Annotated in this window: 18 protein-coding genes and 1 pseudogene; 10 read left to right on the forward strand and 9 right to left on the reverse strand. The window is 40.9% G+C overall.

From position 1 onward, the window contains the following. The 5 genes from E0H79_RS12245 to E0H79_RS12265 all read left to right on the forward strand — a co-directional run. A partial coding sequence (locus E0H79_RS12245; RefSeq protein ID WP_213072766.1) for a hypothetical protein occupies positions 1–257 on the forward strand: 257 nt, incomplete at its 5' end. Further along, positions 250–465, forward strand: a complete 216-nt coding sequence (locus E0H79_RS12250) for a hypothetical protein (protein ID WP_131261767.1) — start codon at positions 250–252, stop codon at positions 463–465. The genes E0H79_RS12245 and E0H79_RS12250, both read left to right, overlap by 8 nt. A gap of 4 nt (positions 466–469) precedes the next feature. Further along, entirely contained in the window at positions 470–721 is a 252-nt protein-coding gene (locus E0H79_RS12255; RefSeq protein ID WP_131261768.1) for a hypothetical protein, read from the forward strand. A 79-nt stretch (positions 722–800) separates the two neighbouring features. After that, complete coding sequence (locus tag E0H79_RS12260; RefSeq protein WP_131261769.1) at positions 801–1004, forward strand: helix-turn-helix transcriptional regulator; 204 nt, start codon at positions 801–803, stop codon at positions 1002–1004. A 107-nt stretch (positions 1005–1111) separates the two neighbouring features. After that, positions 1112–1897 carry an rRNA large subunit pseudouridine synthase E gene (locus tag E0H79_RS12265; protein ID WP_096901872.1) on the forward strand — a complete coding sequence of 262 codons (786 nt, stop codon included), beginning with the start codon at positions 1112–1114 and terminating at the stop codon, positions 1895–1897. A gap of 95 nt (positions 1898–1992) precedes the next feature. Here E0H79_RS12265 and E0H79_RS12270 read toward each other — a convergent pair whose 3' ends face one another. Continuing rightward, entirely contained in the window at positions 1993–3696 is a 1704-nt protein-coding gene (locus tag E0H79_RS12270; protein ID WP_131261795.1) for a M61 family metallopeptidase, read from the reverse strand. A gap of 204 nt (positions 3697–3900) precedes the next feature. Between E0H79_RS12270 and E0H79_RS12275 the strand changes: the two genes are divergently transcribed. The 3 genes from E0H79_RS12275 (at position 3901) to E0H79_RS12285 (ending at position 7677) form a co-directional block, all read left to right on the forward strand. Next, positions 3901–5211 carry a D-alanyl-D-alanine carboxypeptidase family protein gene (locus E0H79_RS12275; protein ID WP_131261770.1) on the forward strand — a complete coding sequence of 437 codons (1311 nt, stop codon included), beginning with the start codon at positions 3901–3903 and terminating at the stop codon, positions 5209–5211. A 286-nt stretch (positions 5212–5497) separates the two neighbouring features. After that, positions 5498–5980: a peptidylprolyl isomerase gene (gene slyD, locus E0H79_RS12280; RefSeq protein WP_131261771.1), complete on the forward strand. Its 483-nt coding sequence runs from the start codon at positions 5498–5500 to the stop codon at positions 5978–5980. A gap of 254 nt (positions 5981–6234) precedes the next feature. After that, positions 6235–7677, forward strand: a complete 1443-nt coding sequence (locus tag E0H79_RS12285; RefSeq protein WP_131261772.1) for a cryptochrome/photolyase family protein — start codon at positions 6235–6237, stop codon at positions 7675–7677. 82 nt (positions 7678–7759) lie between these two features. On the opposite strand, the gene yaaA is transcribed toward E0H79_RS12285, so the two are convergent. Continuing rightward, positions 7760–8539 carry a peroxide stress protein YaaA gene (gene yaaA / locus E0H79_RS12290; RefSeq protein WP_131261773.1) on the reverse strand — a complete coding sequence of 260 codons (780 nt, stop codon included), beginning with the start codon at positions 8537–8539 and terminating at the stop codon, positions 7760–7762. 450 nt (positions 8540–8989) lie between these two features. Here yaaA and E0H79_RS12295 point away from each other — a divergent pair. Continuing rightward, positions 8990–9735: pseudogene (locus tag E0H79_RS12295) on the forward strand (IS5 family transposase). Between the two features lie 74 nt (positions 9736–9809). Here the strand turns inward: E0H79_RS12295 and E0H79_RS12300 are convergent. From E0H79_RS12300 to E0H79_RS12320, 5 genes are all read right to left on the reverse strand, one after another. Further along, positions 9810–10175 carry a hypothetical protein gene (locus E0H79_RS12300; RefSeq protein ID WP_004972981.1) on the reverse strand — a complete coding sequence of 122 codons (366 nt, stop codon included), beginning with the start codon at positions 10173–10175 and terminating at the stop codon, positions 9810–9812. 135 nt (positions 10176–10310) lie between these two features. Continuing rightward, a complete protein-coding gene (locus E0H79_RS12305; protein WP_131261774.1) occupies positions 10311–12557 on the reverse strand; it encodes a bifunctional prephenate dehydrogenase/3-phosphoshikimate 1-carboxyvinyltransferase in 2247 nt (748 codons plus the stop codon). Positions 12558–12560: 3 nt separating this feature from the next. Continuing rightward, entirely contained in the window at positions 12561–13652 is a 1092-nt protein-coding gene (hisC, locus tag E0H79_RS12310) for a histidinol-phosphate transaminase (protein ID WP_004972978.1), read from the reverse strand. A 73-nt stretch (positions 13653–13725) separates the two neighbouring features. Continuing rightward, positions 13726–14835: a prephenate dehydratase gene (pheA, locus tag E0H79_RS12315; protein WP_131261775.1), complete on the reverse strand. Its 1110-nt coding sequence runs from the start codon at positions 14833–14835 to the stop codon at positions 13726–13728. Positions 14836–15185: 350 nt separating this feature from the next. After that, positions 15186–16328: an acyl-CoA dehydrogenase family protein gene (locus E0H79_RS12320; RefSeq protein ID WP_131261776.1), complete on the reverse strand. Its 1143-nt coding sequence runs from the start codon at positions 16326–16328 to the stop codon at positions 15186–15188. A gap of 231 nt (positions 16329–16559) precedes the next feature. On the opposite strand from E0H79_RS12320, the gene E0H79_RS12325 reads away from it, so the two are divergent. After that, positions 16560–17570 (forward strand): glycosyl transferase family protein, encoded by a 1011-nt coding sequence (locus E0H79_RS12325; RefSeq protein WP_131261777.1) that lies wholly within the window; start codon positions 16560–16562, stop codon positions 17568–17570. Positions 17571–17653: 83 nt separating this feature from the next. Here E0H79_RS12325 and E0H79_RS12330 read toward each other — a convergent pair whose 3' ends face one another. Continuing rightward, positions 17654–17923, reverse strand: a complete 270-nt coding sequence (locus tag E0H79_RS12330; protein ID WP_131261778.1) for a YeaC family protein — start codon at positions 17921–17923, stop codon at positions 17654–17656. Beyond that, on the reverse strand, positions 17923–18840 hold the full coding sequence (locus tag E0H79_RS12335; RefSeq protein ID WP_208012375.1) for an NAD(+) kinase: 918 nt from the start codon (positions 18838–18840) through the stop codon (positions 17923–17925). Before E0H79_RS12335 ends, E0H79_RS12330 begins: the two co-directional genes overlap by 1 nt. Positions 18841–18936 lie beyond the last annotated feature (96 nt).

Raw genomic sequence — 18936 nt, forward strand, 5'->3', positions numbered from 1 at the left:
AATCCAAAAAACTCGAAGGCTACGTGTTGGTGCCACACGGTGTTTTAGATTTAACTAGATTCATGTGCAAAACATGGTCTGAAATAGACAAATTCGTTTATAAAAATTGCAGTGACATTGGTCAATACCCTGTTATCCAAGGAACTAAAAATCAACTCAATTTATCAAGAATTGGCGAACAACAAATTAACGCAAATGAAATTAATAAAGGTGTTAATTGGTTGCTAGAAGCAGCACAGGAGCAAGCCAATGACTGAAAAAATTTACAATTTTGACGTGCCTGTTTCTGGTCGAGAAACCTTTAGTGTTCGTGCATCTAGCTATGAAGAAGCATTGGAAAAAATCAGAAATGAAGAATATGAAATTCCTCCTGAAGTTTCAGAAATTGATTGGGATTTTGGGCTTGGTCATGATGCAGATCAACACCTACAAGACTGCTACACGCTAGAAAAAATTAAGGAATAAAACCATGACTGAATACAAAATTACAAAACTAAAAGACCTGCTAAACATTCCTGTAGATCGAGTTGATGATTGCTTGGATGAGTTAAAAGATGGCTTGAAGTTAATGCATGCTCAAATGGCAGCTTTTGAAATCCCTGTGAGTGACGCTGTATTTGATAGCTTCACTTGGAAAGATGATGGTGCGAAAGATATGACCAGCAATGCACATTTTTCTTGTGGTGGTGTTGTTCAAGTTAAGGTGGATCGAAATGACTGAATACTGCTTCATGTGTAAAAGGTTCACCGTGCGGTGTGGTGTGTTTTGTAGTAAATGTGGGTTTAAGTGAGGTGTGAGGATGGAAATTGATCGTAGAATCCGAGCGAAAGAGTTTATGCAGTTACTGGCGATTGGCAAAGATAAATTTTATGCCTTAGTAAACTCGGGGGATATTAAGCAGCCAGTACGACTTTCTGAAAAGGATGTATTTTGGTATTCATCTTATGTAAAGAATAAAGTTGAAGAACACAAAACAGAATCTGATATGATAGCCCACACTTAGTGGGCTTTTCTTTATCAATCTTTTACCCTCCATCTCCCAAAACGGGTAACTAAACGGGTAACTTGAAAACCACATCACAATATATTGATTCTTTTTAGTAGGTTACAGTGAAAATAGTTATCCTAAATAAACCATATGACGTTCTCTCTCAATTCCGTGAAGATGAAAAACATCTCACCATGTCGGCTTTTGTTGATGATCCAGACTTACGTTTAGCTGGTCGTTTAGATATGGATTCGGAAGGCTTGGTGTTCTTGACTGATCATGGCGGCTTGAATCAGTTTATTACCAATCCAGCCAATAAAAAATACAAAACCTATTTGGTTCAAGTCGATGGTGATGTCACTGAAGATGCCTTGGCACAATTGCGTAAAGGCGTGGAACTGAAAGATGGCATGACTTTGCCTGCGCAAGCGTATAAAGTCGATGAGCCTGAATGGTTGTGGGAGCGTGATCCTCCTGTACGTTTCCGTGCTTCTGTACCTACTTCGTGGATTGAAATTTCAATTTGTGAAGGTCGCAACCGCCAAGTGCGTCGTATGACGGCTGCGGTTGGTTTTCCAACTTTGCGTTTAATCCGCACCAAAATTGGTTCGATTGACTTGGTACAGTTGGGTTTACAACCCGGTGAAACTAAAGAAATCGAACCGTTGTTGTATCCTGATTTTAAAGATGTGCCTGCTGCTGAACCGTATCGCTCGCGTTCTTATGTGAAAAAACCTGGTGGTACGGGTGGCAAGCCAATCCATCAAAAGAAAAATAAAGATGGCACTACCAAGAAAAAATCAGGTACGCCACGTATTTGGCAAATGGAAGAAAGTGAGAAACCTCGTCGTAAGACCAATGGTACTACACGCCCTAATACCAAAAGCCGTGGACGTCGGGCACGTTAATGAGTTGGTGAGTCAAAACTCAACTTGTTCAAGATACAAAAATGGATGCCGAAGCATCCATTTTTTTATAGCTGAACTTTAAATTAAACTTTAACTCAGCCTTTTAACCACTGTTCTACTTTTGCCTGATCTGTAACGCTTAATGCCACTTCTGGCAATTTAATCTGCGCAGCATTCAGTTCAAAAGTCATCAACTCATCACGGCGGAATGCATGAACAGTATAAGCTGTATCCTGTTTGGCATATTGCTCAAGTGATTTTACAGATGCCTTTAAGCCATCAATCGCAACAATCACATCAAGCGCAGAAAGTCCTGCTTTTGCCGCAGCACCTTCACGATGGGCAGCTTGTACCAACACCCCTTCAGGTTTATCTGCCAATTTTAAACCAAACGGCAAAGACTTATCCTGTTTTAGCTGATAATCAACGCCAAATTCAGGCAATAACTGATCGAGCGGCAATTCATCAGTCGTGTTAATTAAATGATGGATTTGCTCCGACCAATCATCTCCTGTCAATTCTTTACATAACTCAAAGATAGTGCGCTCATGCACTTGAATGCCCTGTTGCGCATTAGCGTACAATTTCTGCATTAAGGCATCTAAGCTTGAACCACGTAAACGCAAGCCCAAATCTAAACATAAAGCCACCAAACAGCCTTTGTTATAGTAGCTGGTTCCTGCATTGTTCGAGTTTTCATCTTGACGATAGAACTTGACCCAAGCATCAAAACTGGATTCTGCTACCGTTTGAATCGCACGACCTGGATTTTGCAAATAACGATCAATTTGTGCTTTGAGCAACTCCAAATAAGCCGCCTGATCAATTACACCACTACGCAGCAATAACAAATCATCGTAATAAGACGTAAAGCCTTCAAAAATCCATAACAGCGATGTATAACCTTCCTGATTCAGATCATAATTCACAAAGCTTTCAGGACGAATGAATTTCACCAACCAACTATGAAAATACTCATGGCTGCACAGACCTAAAAAGCGCTGATAATCTTTAGAAGGTTGTTCAGGTTCGTTAGCTTTCGGCAAATCATCACGAGGTGTAATTAAACTGGTACTGTTTGGATGCTCTAAACCGCCATAGCTATTGCCTGTTGCCATGGTCATAAAGGTATAGTTTTCAAATGGCGCAGAACCAAACATGGTAATTTGTGTAGCACAAATTTTTTCAATATCTTGCTGCATACGCGCAGCGTTCATTGCATGTTTGCCCGAAACCACAAATTCGTGTGGAATATCTGCTGCGGTAAAACTAAAACGGGTTTGTTCTGCCAATTCAAACGGTGCATCAATCAGTTCGGCATAGTTTTTGGCTTTTAAGGTATAACGCCCTTTCACCAAACTTTTTGCTGCCAAACCTGTCGCAAGCTGAAAATGCTTCAGCTCGTCTGGTAAAAATAATTCAACTTCAATAGCTTTATCTTCTTGCCCATCTAAGCCCAAACAGGCACAGGCAGGATTGACGTATAAACGCGTCTGATCGACATAAGCGCCACGCACTGACAAATCATAAGCGTAGACATCATATTCCACCGTAATCAATTCATGATCGATATTAAATAAGCGCCATTTATTCTTTTCAAATTTCTGAATTTTAAGGATACGCCCCGCTTCATCATAAGCACGTACCGACTCAAGATGTTTGGAAAATTCACGAATTAAATAGCTGCCTGGAATCCAAGTGGGTAGAGATAAAACCTGAGTAGGATTAGCCAAAAAACGCACGGTGACATGCATAAGATGCTGACGATAATCGTCAAATTCGATTTGATAATGCAACATAATGGGCAATACAAAATGTATAAATAAGAACTTGGCCACAAGCTTAACATTTTTTTAGCATTTGATGCGTCAAGACGAGATTTGTCTGCATTTATGGCTAGCCAACTGCGCAAAAAAGGCATAGCATTCCCTAGTCTATTGACATTGTTTTTGCTGCTTAAAACCATTGTGACACCAATGGATTGGTGTAAATAAGGAACTTCTTTGAAACGTGTTATCTATCTGATTGCGCTGCTCTGTTGGCTATACAGCGCAATCACGCATGCCGCATTATTGAATATTCAAGCTGAAAGTGTCGAAGCCGAAGCATGGGCAATTTTAGACCCACAATCTGGGCAAGTGATTGCAGAGCACAATAGTCACGTACAACGTGCACCTGCTTCACTCACTAAAATGATGGTGGCTTATATTGTGCTCAAAGATATTCAGGCAGGTAAATTAGACCGAGATGAAATCTTGACCGCAACACCTGTGGTGCAGCAAGTGATGTGGGATGAATCACAAATGTATCTAAAAGCAGGTGAACAGATTTCGATAGATCAGCTATTGGCAGGCTTAATTATTATGTCTGCTAACGATGCTGCACTCACTTTAGGTGAACGTGTTGCAGGTGGTGTTCCGCAGTTTATCGCCCGAATGAATCAGGAAGCGCAAGCTTTGGGCATGCAAGATACACATTTTCAGAATCCATCTGGTGTGACTATGCCTAGTCATTATTCTTCTGCGGCAGATATGGCACGTTTAGCACAAGCGATAGTGACTGAAACACCCGATTATTTGGCTTATTCAAAACAAACTAGTTTTACCTACAATCAGCACTTTCACCGTGCGACCAATATATTATTAAAACAAGACCCAAGTGTAGATGGGTTAAAAACAGGCTTCACCAAAGCTGCAGGCTACAACCTTGCCTTAACTGCAAACCGCCCAACATTGGATAGTGCTGCACCTGAGCGTCGTTTAGTGGTGGTGGTGATGGGAACCAAGAGTGCGCAAAAACGTGCTGAAGTGGCACATCAATTATTAAATTTAGCTTATAGCTATACCCGTAATGAAGTCGCGATTAAACCCAAACAAATGATTGCAGAATTGCCTGTGGTGAAATCGACCTTACGCATGTTTAAGATTGAAAGCAGTCAGCCAAAGTTTGTGACGACATCATTGTATGAACAGCCATATGCAATTAACTTGTCGCAGTTTGATCAAAGTACTCAACGTCTACAACTTGTGAATGCACAGGGCGAATTAGAAACACTTGAACCTGCACAGCGTACACAAACGCATGTCAATATTGAATTGTCTGAAAAGTTACTGACTGCGCCATTGGCACAGGTTATGAAACTGGCAACCGTACACGTTTATCAAAATAATCAATTGATTAACAGCTTTGCAATTGAAGAACAGGTCAACATTGTTGAAGCCAATATTTTTGAAAGAATCATGATGTGGTTTGGCAGTTTGTTTAATTTCTTTAGCCATCAACCTGTAGAAGATGAGAAAACTTCACTCGGTTAGAAGCCGATGATCCTCAAGAATTAAATATCACCAAGATGGGCAATGTCCCATCTTTTTTATTGTCATCTACACATCATACAAAGGGCTTAAAATGAGCCTGCAATAAAATCTGCAAATTTATAGGTATGACGCACAAATTTGCATTGAAATTATAAAAATTGCCCCGATTAACTAAAAAATGTCATAAAAAACTCGGAAAAGTGAAGAATTTGCAGAAATGTCTATAACAAATTCCACGTTTCACTTTATTATGATGTACCCTTAAAAAATTGAATGGATCAATAACATGACTGCTATTGCAAATGACCTCGTGGTTTCTTTCCACTACACATTGACTAACGCAGAGGGTGAAACTCTCGACAAATCTCAAGGTGAACCACTTGCCTATTTGCATGGTGCAGGTAACATCATCCCTGGTTTAGAAAAAGCGTTAGAAGGTAAAACAGTAGGCGAAAAGTTCACTGTAAACGTACCTGCAGCTGAAGGTTATGGCGAATACAACCCAGACTTAGTACAAGAAGTTCCTGTACAAATGTTCCAAGGTGTAGACAACATCCAAGCAGGCATGCAGTTCCAAGCGCAAACTGATGATGGCGTTCAAATCGTAACTGTAAAAGCAGTTGAAGGTGACAACGTAATTGTTGATGCAAACTTCCCACTTGCTGGTCAAGATTTAACGTTTGAAGTAGAAATCGTTGAAATCCGTGAAGCTTCTCAAGAAGAATTAGATCACGGTCACGTACACGGTGCGGGTGGTCATCACCACTAAGATCAGTATTGATCGAAGCAAAAGGCAAAGTATTTTTACTTTGCCTTTTTTGTTTGTCATTCTAAAATTCAGGATAAGCACATGACTGAAAGATCCTTTCAGGCAGACTATTGCGGAAAGATCATTACAGGAAAAATCAACACAGCACATTGTCGTTTTATTGGACAATTAAACCCTTCGCATTTAAGACAATTTTACCCAGTCATGCTTATAATGAAGTCACCTTTCTAGCGCTCACATCAAGCATTCTTCCCATGCAAAACTATAATTTAGTTTGGTTCCGACAAGATTTAAGAATTTCAGATCACACCGCACTTTGGCATGCTAGCCAAGCAGGAGCTTGTATTGGCGTGGTGATTCTTTCGCCTCAGCAATATCGTTTACATCACGATGCGCCCATTAAAATTGACTTTTACTTGCGTCAATTAAATGCACTAAAAGACGAACTCGCACAACTCAATATCCCACTGATTGTTCAAATTACACCATCTTGGGCTGACATTGCACAAACACTGCTCCAACTATGCCAAACATTGAAGGACTCTCATCCGATTCAAAATATTTATGCCAATATTGAATTAGGAGTGAATGAACTAAAACGTGATCTTGAAGTTCAACAAACCTTAAACCAACACGGTCAGGACTTGATTTTGTACCATGACCGTACGCTTTTTCCTGTGGGTACGGTGCGCAATCAGAGCATGAAACCTTATCAGGTATTCAGTGCATTTAAAAAGTATGCCTATCAACAGTTGAGTGTCAGTATTCCGCGTTGCTTTCCTCTGCCACAAGCTCAAACGTCGATTCAACTTCCTGAACAATATCTCTCTACTGTACCAAGTTTAGAACACTTAGGTTTCGACCCACTTCCAACGGCACAACAAAATTTATGGGCAGTCACGGAACAACATGCACAGCAATTGTTAGATGATTTTACGCGTAAACAAATGCAAGATTATCAGCAACAGCGTGATTTTCCAGCGTTGTCTGGTACCAGCCAATTATCTGCGTATTTAAACTGTGGCATTCTCTCCATTCGGCAATGTCTGGCTGCGGTTTTTGCGCATTCACAAGGACATTTTCATCTTGAAAATACAGGGCAACAAACTTGGTTAGATGAATTACTGTGGCGTGAGTTTTATCAACATATTTTGTTTGATTATCCCAAAGTTTCAAAGCACCGCCCTTTTAAAGATCAGACCGCACAGGTGGCGTGGCGAAATGATCCTGCAGGTTTAGCAGCATGGCAACAAGGAAAAACAGGCATCCCCATTGTGGATGCAGGCATGCAACAACTTTTGCAAACGGGCTGGATGCATAATCGAGTCAGAATGATTTGCGCAATGTTTCTGTGCAAAAACCTGTTAATTGACTGGCGCTTGGGCGAACAGTGGTTTATGCAACATTTAATTGATGGTGATTTGGCTGCCAATAACGGTGGCTGGCAATGGTGTGCCTCGACTGGTACAGATGCAGTGCCCTATTTTAGGATTTTCAACCCTGTGAGCCAATCACAAAAGTTTGACCCCAATGGTGATTATATTCGCACATGGCTACCTAAACTGGCTCATTTAGATGCCAAAAATATTCATGAACCATATGCGAAAAATCCAAATCTAAAACTGGATTATCCGCATCCAATTGTAGATTTAAAACTTAGCCGATTACGTGCCATAGAAGCCTTTAAACAGCTTTAAGAGTACAAACAGGAGATTGGTCAGTCTCGCCCCCATCTGCCATAGGTTAGCATGATGGGAGATTCAACGATTAAACCGACAGTTAGGCGGCTTGCTCGTCACGTTTAAAGACCAATTCGCCTTTTAAAGAACTGTCTGCATCGAAGTAATAACCTTCACTATTAAAGGCTTTTAAGTCTTCTGCGCGTTCTAATTTATTTTCGATGATAAAACGCGCCATCAAACCACGGGCTTTTTTGGCATAAAAACTGATGACTTTATATTTACCATTTTTCTGATCTAAAAATACAGGTTTAATAATTTCAGCCTGAATTTTTGCTTCCTGCACTGACTTATAATATTCATCGGAAGCTAGATTCACCAATAATGCTGACTGATTGTGTTTTAAATCTTGGTTAATTAAATTGGTGATGATATCGCCCCAGAAACGATATAAATTTTCACCGCGCGCATTTTGCAATTTAGTGCCCATTTCCAAACGATACGGCATCATTAAATCCAATGGACGCAATAAGCCATATAAGCCAGAAAGCATGCGCAAGTGTTGTTGAGCAAACTCAATCTCTGCAGCAGATAAACTATAAGCATCTAAGCCTGTGTACACATCACCTTTAAAGGCAAACATGGCCTGACGTGCATTGGCAAGATCAAACTCTGCTTGCCAGTCACGAAAACGCTCGACATTCAAAGTGGCAATTTTTTCACTGACACTCATTAAACTGGCAATTTCTGTAGCAGAAAGTTTACGTGCTACATCAATTAACTCTTGTGAATGTTGAAGTAATCTAGGTTGAGTATATTCATCGCTTGGTAATGCAGTTTCATAATCTAAAGTCTTGGCTGGAGAAATTAAAGCGAGCATAAACCACCTAAATAAAAAATACTGCGCTCACTATAGCAGCAGCTTTCAACAAACTCCAATGCGTGTTTTTGTTTAACCCTATCGGAAAAACACGTTGCGTTGTATTGCTAGAAGATGATCTCTTAGATCAATCCAACGTGGAGGCTGAGGTGCTTTTATTTCAGTGTCTGCTTTAAAAAAACATTGATTCACTCTGATCAGTTGAGCTTATTTTTTTTATAGTACTTGCAACATTTCTCTAGGCAATAAAAAACCCACTTAACTCTCCCAAATTAAGCGGGTTAAATAAAAATTATTTTGTTGTATTGTTCTTGCTGCTTAATATACGGTTGCGATGTGTCATTTAGATGACATTTCAATTAAAAAATGAATAGGATCTGTTGACATTTGCTGTATAAAAAAATAGCGAGATAGTAAAATTCAATCGCCAAACCAAATTCACTACTCGCTATACCTCGTACAATGTTGAATGATCAACACTGGTCTAAGTTAAAAGCTATTCTCGCAATTTTAATATTTATCTCAAATCAAATTTGAGAAATTTTTTTGAGGCAATCCTATATCGTATTAGAACAGGATGCCCTTCGAGAGATTTACCCGAGGTTTTTGGTAATCCAAACTCAATTTTTAAAAAGTACAATCGCTGGTCTAATAAAGATAAGATAATGAAAATATTTAAAATATTCTCAGAGAACGCTGATCGTGAATGGATATTTATTGATGCTACTCATGTTAGAGCACACCAACATTCAGCAGGAATCCCTAATCAGGATATTTCAAAAAGTGTTGGGGGTAATAGTTCTAAAATTCACTTAGCTGTTGACTCTCACGGTAACCCGATCGAATTTATTATTTCAGATGGAACCACCCATGATGTCAAAGTTGCCCCTATTTTAGTCGAACAATTAGATTTAACTGACACTGAAATAGTCTGTATGGATAAAGGCTATGATTCTGAAATATTAAGAGAGCAGATTAAAAATTAAAGTGCTAAAGCGAATATACCGAAGAAATCAAACACGAAATCAAGTAATGATCATATGGACTGGTATTTATATAAAATCAGACACTTAGTTGAGAATGCTTTTTGCCGTTTGAAGCAATTCCGAGGAATTGCTACACGGTTTGATAAACTAAAGCGAAACTTTCGAAGCGCAGTTGCCTTAGCTTGTATTTATCTGTGGCTGCCTTTATGAAATGTCAACAGACCCTATTTTTAATTTAAAAATCAAGTATAAATTTTAAACATCCAACGTCTTTGCAGCTTGGTTTAACCTTTCCATTCAAACTCACTAAAAGATTGGTCTTCTTTCAGAGTATTTTCTACCGCTTGCGCCAATTGATTTAATAAACTTTGCTCGGTAATTCGTTCTAGCCAGTCTTGTTCCTCATTTGGGTATGAAGTAATTTCACAAACAAGATGCCCATCTTCACCACGGCTTTGACAGTTTACTGCCAAAGGCAGCGCATGTTGATCTACACTTACAGCGACTTGTGCACCACTCTGCGGCAACGTTTGAAAGCCATAATGAGATAAGTTTTGTGAAAGTAAATTCGCCACATAATTCTGTGCCAGAGTGCAATCTTGTAACTCTTGTTTATTTTCACAATTCGCCATAAATTTTAATTTGCGCATGCTCGAACCCAAAGGCTTTTTTCTTGTATGGGTTTAGCATAAGCAATAAAACGCAAACAGCCAAGCAAAAGCTTGGCTGTTTCAGCATAAAGTCTAGGCTTTGCGACTCTTCATCGCAGCCCCTATCGTTTTGGCTTATTCTGTCACTTGAATATTCAGACCTGCCACACCTGCAAGCTCAGTAAAGGTAGGGAAACTTGTTGCTACTGTTTCTGTACCTACAATTTTAATTTCACCAGAAGTACGCAAGCCTGCCATAGAGAAACTCATGGCGATACGATGGTCATGATGTGATTCAATCTCGCCGCCTGTAAATATCGCTGACCAGTCGCCTGCTTTGCCTTTACCCTGAATGATGATGCCATCGTCAGTTGGTGTGCAGTCAATGCCCATAGTTTTTAAACCATCTGCCATCACTTGAATACGGTCTGATTCTTTTACGCGCAATTCTGCAGCACCTGTCAGTACAGTTTGACCTTCAGCACAAGCTGCAGCAATGAACAATGCAGGAAATTCATCAATCGCCAATGGCACTTGATCTTCAGGAACATGAATCCCTTTTAAAGTACGTGAACCACGAATACGAATATCTGCAATTGGTTCACCGCCTGCAATACGTTCATTTTCCACGCTCAGGTCTGCACCCATTTGTTTCAGAATTTCAATCACACCTGTACGGGTTGGGTTAATGCCCACCGCTTCTAAGGTTACATCTGAATTTTCTGTAATGGCTGCACCCACCATGAAGAATGCCGCAGATGAAATATCAGAAGGTACTTGAATATCTGTACCCACCAATTTACCGCCGCCTTGCAATGAAATACGGTTACCTTCAGTTTTCACTTCATAACCAAATGCACGTAACATACGTTCGGTATGGTCACGCGTTGGTTCAGGCTCAGTCACTGAAGTTTCACCTTCTGCCCAAAGCCCTGCCAATAAAATACCTGATTTCACCTGTGCAGATGCCATTGGTAAATCATAGTGAATACCTTTTAGCGCTTGCGCACCTGTAATAGATACTGGCGGTGTGCCACGTTCACCTGTCGTTTGGATTTGCACACCCATTTCACGCAATGGTTTTGCAATACGCTCCATTGGACGCTTGGTCAATGACGCATCACCAGTCATAACAGAATCAAACTGCTGTGCAGATAACATGCCTGCCAACAAACGCATAGATGTGCCTGAGTTGCCCATATAAATTGCGCTTGCAGGTGCTTTTAAACCTTGCATGCCTACGCCATGAATGGTGACCTCACCATTTTTAGGGCCTTCAATGCTCACACCCATATCACGAAATGCTTGCAAAGTCGCCAATGCATCTTCACCTTCAAGGAAACCTGTCACATGCGTAGTGCCTTCGGCAATTGCACCAAACATAATTGAACGATGTGACACAGATTTGTCACCCGGTACGGTAAATTTACCTTGGAAAGTCTTAGCACCTGGCAAAATCGTAAATTGTTGTGTCACGTTATTGTTCTCCATAAAAGGTTTCTTGGCGAGCATATGATTAAAATGCTGTCGTGCCGCTTGTGCATGTCCAAGCAAGCCCATTAAAGCATGCGAGTCTTCTTGTTCAATCAGTTGGCGAATAATCGCGAGTTGACTTTCAAAGCCATCCACCGCTTTTAACAATGCAGTTTTATTGGCCAAGAAAATGTCATGCCACATTTGTGGATCGCTGGCAGCAATACGTGAGAAGTCACGAAAGCCACCTGCAGCATAGCGGAAAATGTCTAAATTATCTTCCCGATTTGCCAATTGTTCGACCAAATTAAAGGCCATTAAATGTGGAAGATGACTGGTATACGCCAATACCTCATCATGTTTTTCCACATCCATGCAAATTACTTCGGCTTTGGCGCTTTCCCACATTTGAATCAGTTTATTGACTGCCCACGGCGCACTGCTTGGCAATGGTGTCAAAATGACTTTGTGATTGGCAAATAAATCAACCTTGCCTGCATGCACGCCTGTATGCTCTGCCCCAGCAATTGGATGCCCGGGTACAAAACCTGCAGGTAAATGTTCTCCAAAAACCGCTTTGGCTGCAGCCACGACACTGCCTTTGGTGCTGCCTACATCGGTCAGAATTACATTATCTGCCAAATGTGGCTGAATTAATCGCAAGACTTTTTCTGTGGCTTGCACAGGTAGCGCCAACACCACTAAATCTGCGCCTTGTACCGCATCTACAGGATTGTTAAAGCCTTGTTCAATTAATCCTAATTCCAAAGCATCTTGCAGCGTTTTTTCAGAACGGGTCGATGCCACAATATGCCGACTTAAGTTTTCTGCCAGCATTACACGTGCCAAACTCGAGCCTATTAGCCCGAGTCCGATAAATGCAACTTTTTCAAACAATGGTTGCGCCATGTTTTATGCCTTCGCTTCCTTGCCCAATACTTTGGCTAATGCACGCAGGAACTTGGCATTTTCTGCTTCTGTGCCAATTGAAACACGTAAATGGGTCGTAATACCCACAGGACGTACAATTACACCTTCTTTCAATAAGGCATTAAAAGTTTGACCTGGATCGGCTTCTACATCTACCAAAATAAAGTTAGCACGTGAAGGCACATAATTCAGACCCAATGCTTTAAAGCCTGCTTCCAATTGCGCCATGCCTGCTTTGTTGGCAATACGTGATTTTTCGATAAAATCTTCGTCTTTTAATGCCGCAACCGCAGCCACCATTGCCAAGTGATTGACGTTAAATGGTTGACGAATACGGTTTAAATAATCGGTCACTTCTGCAGAAGCTAAAGCAAAACCAACGCGCAGCGCCGCCAAACCATAGCACTTAGATAAAGTACGGCTCACGATTAAGTTTGGATATTGCTCAAGGAATTTAAGGCTATTGAAGTTCTCTGGAAAATATTCCACATAGGCTTCATCTAATACCACAATCACCCGTGCAGGAACTTTTTGCATAAAGGCTTCAAATTCAGCCTCTTCAAACCATGTGCCTGTTGGGTTATTTGGGTTGGCAATAAAGATTAACTTGGTGTTGTCTTGAATTGCTGCCGCCATAGCATCCAAGTCATGTGAAAAACCTTTGGCAGGCACTTCAATCGCTTGAGCATTAATCGCTTGTGTCACCAAAGCATATACTGCAAAGGCGTGTTGGCTATACAACACTGAATCTTGATCTGAAACGAATGCGCGAGCAAACATTTCTAGCAAATCGTTTGAACCATTGCCCAAAGTAATACGGTCATGCGCAAAGCCAAATTGTTTTTGAATTTGGTCTTTTAAAATAAAACCACCACCATCTGGATAGCGACCAATTTCAGCAATTTCTGCTGCAACGGCTTCTTTGACTTTGTCTGAACAGCCCAATGGGTTTTCATTTGAAGCAAGTTTGACGATATCTGTAATCCCCAACTCACGCTCAAGTTCACTGATTGGTTTACCTGGTTGATAAGGCTTTAACTTCGAGATGCCTTCATTGGCTGGGACAAACGACATTTTACACTTCCAGTTGACTAGGTGGTGAATGTGGCGCGCATGACAAACATGCACACCACTAAATTAAATACGGTTATAACACGGCAGCAGGATAAGAACCCAAGACACGAATTTCTTTCACCAATGGACGGATTTCTTCAATCGCTGCACGTACATTGTCTTGCTCGACATGCCCTTCTAGGTCAATGAAGAATACATAGGCCCATTTTTCAGGCAAGGCAGGACGTGTTTCAATACTGGTCAAGCTAATATTGTGCTTCGCAAATGGTGCAAGAATCTCAAGCAATGCCCCTGCGCGGTCATGTGCAGACACCAACAATGAAGTTTTATCATTGCCACTTGGTGGAACTTTCTCACGACCAATCACCAAGAAACGTGTGGTATTTTCTGGGTTATCTTCAATATTGCTATGTAAAATTTCGAGTTCGTAAATATTGGCCGCAATTTCAGAAGCAATTGCAGCAGAATGCCATTCATTACGAATACGGCGCGCTGCTTCTGCATTGGAGCTGAGTGCCACACGTTCTACACCCGGATAATGCACATCTAACCATTTACGGCATTGTGCCAAAGTTTGCTGATGCGCATAAATTTGTTTAATGCTGTCTTTACGAGTGTTTTCTGACACAAGGAATTGGTGATGAATACGCAATTCTACTTCACCAATCACATTTAATGGCGATGATTTAAAGCAATCTAAAGTATGGTTCACCACACCTTCAGATGAGTTTTCGACAGGTACTAAACCATAGTGTGCACTGCCTGCTTCCACTTCACGGAAAACTTCATCAATAGTAGGCAAAGGACGCACAATCGCATCTTGACCAAAATGTTTAAGTACTGCGGAATGCGTATAAGTACCAATTGGCCCTAAAAACGCAATACTTTGTGGCGCTTCAAGTGCCAAACATGCCGACATAATTTCACGGAATAAACGTGCCATGGTCACATCAGACAGCGGCCCTTCGTTGCGTTCCATAACATTACGTAAAACTTGTGCTTCACGTTCAGGACGGTAAAACAACGGATTCTCTTCTGCTGCAAATTTTGCTTTCGCCACCGCCTCTGCAAGTCGTGCCCGACGGTTAATCAGCTGTTGAATCTGTTGGTCTACAGAGTCAATATCTTCACGGATTTTAGCGAGATCAAGAGAAGTCGTTGTGTTCTGATCGTCTTGGATCATTGTTATGTCGCCCTTCATAAACATTTTGCAAATAGTATAACAATAGTTAGCTTTCAAATGTTGCGCAATACAACTTTCAGTGTTTCAGATTTAAAAACATACAGTTGATCAAAGCATCACCAATCTATACATTTAAGCCGCAACTTTGCACAACGTACTGCTAAAACTGGGTAACTACGCTTTTCCCTTTTACATCTTTAATTCTAAGCGGAGTAATTTTATTTTTAAGTGTAATTATCAATCAGCTCATTGCTTTTAAGTCTGATCAAATTCATAAAAAAAGAGCCAGCACTGGGCTGACTCTGGTGATGATCATTGAGCTTTATTCATTCGGGTTTTAAGGCATTGATTTAACGCCCCAATAAACCACGCGCGACAATTTCTTTCATAATTTCATTGGTTCCACCGTAAATCCGCTGGATTCGTGCATCGACAAAGAAACGAGAAATTGGATATTCCGTCATATAGCCATAGCCACCAAACAGTTGCAGCAATTGATCGGCAATTTTCATTTGCATATCTGTCGCAAAGCTTTTTAAAGCGGCTGCAGTTTCGACGTCCAGTTTGCCCTGCATATACAATTCGACGTTTTGATTATAAAAAGCAGCAGTTGCCAATTCATCAATCTTAGCCTGTGCCAATACAAAACGGGTATTCTGGAACTGACCAATGGCTTGTCCAAACGCCTGACGCTCTTGCACATATTGTGTGGTCACATCAATTGAACCACGAATAGCACCCAATGCTGTGGCTGCAATCGCGGTACGTTCACGTGGCAATTCTTGCATTAAATAGGCAAAACCATGCCCTGCCTGTCCCAACAGTTGGTTTTTCGGCACTTTGACATTGTCGAAGAATAGCTCTGACGTATCTTGTGAATGCAAACCAATTTTTTCCAAATTGGTGCCTTTTTTAAAGCCTTCCAAGTGAGTATCGACCAACATGAGCGACACGCCTTTGGCACGTGCTTGCGGATCAGTTTTTACTGCCAAAACCACCAAGTCTGCATGCTGACCATTGGAAATAAAGGTTTTAGAGCCATTCAGTACATAATGATCTTCTTGCAAAATGGCATTAGTACGCATGGCTTGTAAGTCTGAACCCGCACCTGGCTCGGTCATGCCAATTGCACCAACTACTTCACCCGACACCATTTTAGGTAGCCAGTATTGTTTTTGTTCTTCTGTACCAATATGCAAAATGTACGGCGCAGCAATTTCAGAGTGACAGGAAATACCTGTAGAGAGTGCGCTATAACCTGCACGTGCCGACTCTTCGACCAACATTAGGGAATAATGCGTTGGAACACCATAGCCGCCATATTCTTCAGGCACATCAATACATAAAAAACCATTTTCACCTAACAGATTCCACACGCTGCGCGGCATGATGCCCTCACGTTCCCACGCAGCATAATGCGGTGCAATATGCTCCTGCATAAAACGTCGAAAGTTATCTCTAAATAATTCTAAATCAGCATCATAAGCCAGCATATCCAATCCTTTATTTTTCAATTGTTGTTTTCAACAGTATCCATGCTATGCATTTTTATGCAGGCTGTCATGTGTTATCCCTACAGATTGTCTTACTTTACAGTCAAACTTTAGTCGTCATTTCAGATGTGCAAACGAAGCTTGTATAAGCTGAAGCTATGAATAGTGCTGCAAACTGTTGCCGAAGTTTATACACTAGTATACTAACTAAAGATGTGTGTGAACTCGCTTATGCCAAATACAAACCCCAATAAAAGAAATATTTATAAAGATGCAGAACATCCATTCGCACAATTTATTCGAATTATTGGCAAAGGCAAAACAGGCGCACGTTCACTGACCTATGACGAGGCCTATCAAGCTTTTTCTATGATTTTGCGCAATGAAGTGTTGGATGTGCAATTGGGTGCTTTTTTAATGTTGCTGCGTGTGAAGGAAGAATCTGTAGAGGAGTTGGCAGGTTTTGTACAAGCTACCCATGATCAACTGCAATTTAAACCGCTTCAGGTCGATTTAGACTGGTCATCTTATGCAGGTAAACGCAGACATTATCCGTGGTTTTTATTGGCAGCGCTGACTTTAGCAAAACATGGCTATAAAGTGGTGATGCATGGTGCTTCTGGGCATACCATCAACCGTTTATATACCGAACAAGCACTGCAATATTTAGATTATCCAATTTGCCAAAATGACCTAGACGTTGAGCAACAATTAGCGCAGCGTAATTTTGCTTATTTACCTTTAGATGTTATTTCACCGATTTTGAGTGAGTTGATTAATTTACGCAATGTGATGGGTTTACGTTCTCCTATTCATACCCTTGCCCGTTTAATCAATCCATTTAATGCCAAAGCCACCATGCAGGCGATCTTCCACCCCGCTTATCGCAGCTCGCATCAACAAGCCGCATTTCAGTTGGGTTATCAAAACAGTGCAGTAATTAAAGGCGAAGGCGGTGAATTTGAGCGCAACCCTGATGCCAAGACATTAATTTGTGGCATCAAAAATGGCGCTTTATATGAACACGAACTGCCTAAACTGACCGATAACCGTAGCCCTGTAGAAGAAGAATTGGATTTGGCAGTATTTAAAGCCGTCTGGCTAGGTCAGCAAGTCCATGAATATGGTGAAGTTGCCATTACCGAAACCATGGGTATCGCGTTATATACCATGGGCGTTTGTGATGATTATGCAGCAGCAATGCGAAACGCACAGCAGCTTTGGCAAAATCGTCACAACTAAAACTTTATTGAAGATACAAAAAAGACACCCATCTCAGGTGTCTTTTTCATCTTTCATTTTTTCTGAAAGCAGTTTTGCATCGTTTAAACAAAACGAATTGGTTTAAATTCTTCATGATTGTGATGATCATCATCACACTGCTCGCCTTCTTCTTTAGTGCCACGGTCAATATAACCACTACGCTCAGTTTCAGGCAGGTTTTTCATTTCCCACGCATATACTGCTTGCATACAAATTTGACGTTGCTCTTGGGTCAGCGCAACACCGTTTGGCCACTTGCCAATTTCAATTGCCGTTTTTAAACGTCCAACAATTTCAGGATCGAGTACGGCAAGCATTTGTTCAATATTCATCATTCATCCTGCTGTTGCATTGATTCAAAATCTTGATTCCACCCTAACTTAGTACGACAAGCCATATAGAAGTCATAACCTGGTGGATGTAATAAATTTAATTTATAAGGATGTTTGCGGATATGCAAACTATCTCCAACATTTAATGAAACACTATGTTGACCATCGGCACTGACCATCGGCAACACACGGTTTTCACGAATATTGATTTTAATTTCACTGTGTCCACCCACTACAATTGGGCGTGAAGACAAGGTATGAGGATGCATAGGCACCAATGCAATTGCATCCATGCTCGGATGCACAATTGGGCCACCGCCTGACAAGGCATAAGCCGTTGAACCTGTTGGGGTTGAAACGATTAAACCATCACTGTGCTGACGATAGACATATTGCCCATCAATATTCAGTTCAAAGTCAATCATGTGAACCGACTTACCCGAATGTAGCACCACATCATTTAAGGCAATCGCTTCATAAATGATTTCGCCTTTAGAGCGCACTTCCATTTCCAGTAAAAAACGACGGTCTGACTGGAAATGTCCTTGCAAAACCTGATCGAGTTTAAAGATTACTTCTGTCGGTTTAATATCGGTTAAAAAGCCTAAACGCCCGCGGTTCACACCAATTACAGGGGTATTGTATTTAACCAAAGCGCGCGCTGCATGCAGCAATGAACCATCACCACCAACTACAATCACCAAATCGACCACTTCACCTAATAAAGCACGGCTGACCGTTTGGGTATTGTTATAAGGTACAAGTTGAGCAGTTTCTGAATCAAAAACGGGATGCAAACCCAATCCTAAAATATGGTCGTGAATCAGACATAGTGTTTCTACGACAGAATATTTGTCTGGACGACCAATCAGTCCAATGTTCCGAAAGTTCTTATGTGAAATTTGCACCTGCGATATCGCTCCGCTACGATTCGACGCCTATCATAGCATTAACCTAGTTGATTTAAAAAAACTTTAAAACTACATTTCTGCTCAATTTTATGACGATATTTT

The sequence above is a fragment of the Acinetobacter sp. ANC 5045 genome (genome assembly GCF_004331005.1).
GTDB classification, from domain to species: domain Bacteria; phylum Pseudomonadota; class Gammaproteobacteria; order Pseudomonadales; family Moraxellaceae; genus Acinetobacter; species Acinetobacter towneri.

Bases quoted from the DNA above. Each gene is read 5' to 3' on its own strand.
- E0H79_RS12300 (WP_004972981.1), bottom strand. From the start codon at position 10,175: ATGCGCAAATTAAAATTTATGGCGAATTGTGAAAATAAACAAGAGTTA.
- yaaA (WP_131261773.1), bottom strand. From the start codon at position 8,539: ATGCTCGCTTTAATTTCTCCAGCCAAGACTTTAGATTATGAAACTGCA.
- slyD (WP_131261771.1), top strand. From the start codon at position 5,498: ATGACTGCTATTGCAAATGACCTCGTGGTTTCTTTCCACTACACATTG.
- E0H79_RS12270 (WP_131261795.1), bottom strand. From the start codon at position 3,696: ATGTTGCATTATCAAATCGAATTTGACGATTATCGTCAGCATCTTATG.
- E0H79_RS12305 (WP_131261774.1), bottom strand. From the start codon at position 12,557: ATGGCGCAACCATTGTTTGAAAAAGTTGCATTTATCGGACTCGGGCTA.
- E0H79_RS12255 (WP_131261768.1), top strand. From the start codon at position 470: ATGACTGAATACAAAATTACAAAACTAAAAGACCTGCTAAACATTCCT.
- E0H79_RS12325 (WP_131261777.1), top strand. From the start codon at position 16,560: ATGCCAAATACAAACCCCAATAAAAGAAATATTTATAAAGATGCAGAA.
- pheA (WP_131261775.1), bottom strand. From the start codon at position 14,835: ATGATCCAAGACGATCAGAACACAACGACTTCTCTTGATCTCGCTAAA.
- E0H79_RS12330 (WP_131261778.1), bottom strand. From the start codon at position 17,923: ATGAATATTGAACAAATGCTTGCCGTACTCGATCCTGAAATTGTTGGA.
- E0H79_RS12320 (WP_131261776.1), bottom strand. From the start codon at position 16,328: ATGCTGGCTTATGATGCTGATTTAGAATTATTTAGAGATAACTTTCGA.
- E0H79_RS12285 (WP_131261772.1), top strand. From the start codon at position 6,235: ATGCAAAACTATAATTTAGTTTGGTTCCGACAAGATTTAAGAATTTCA.
- E0H79_RS12250 (WP_131261767.1), top strand. From the start codon at position 250: ATGACTGAAAAAATTTACAATTTTGACGTGCCTGTTTCTGGTCGAGAA.
- hisC (WP_004972978.1), bottom strand. From the start codon at position 13,652: ATGTCGTTTGTCCCAGCCAATGAAGGCATCTCGAAGTTAAAGCCTTAT.
- E0H79_RS12260 (WP_131261769.1), top strand. From the start codon at position 801: ATGGAAATTGATCGTAGAATCCGAGCGAAAGAGTTTATGCAGTTACTG.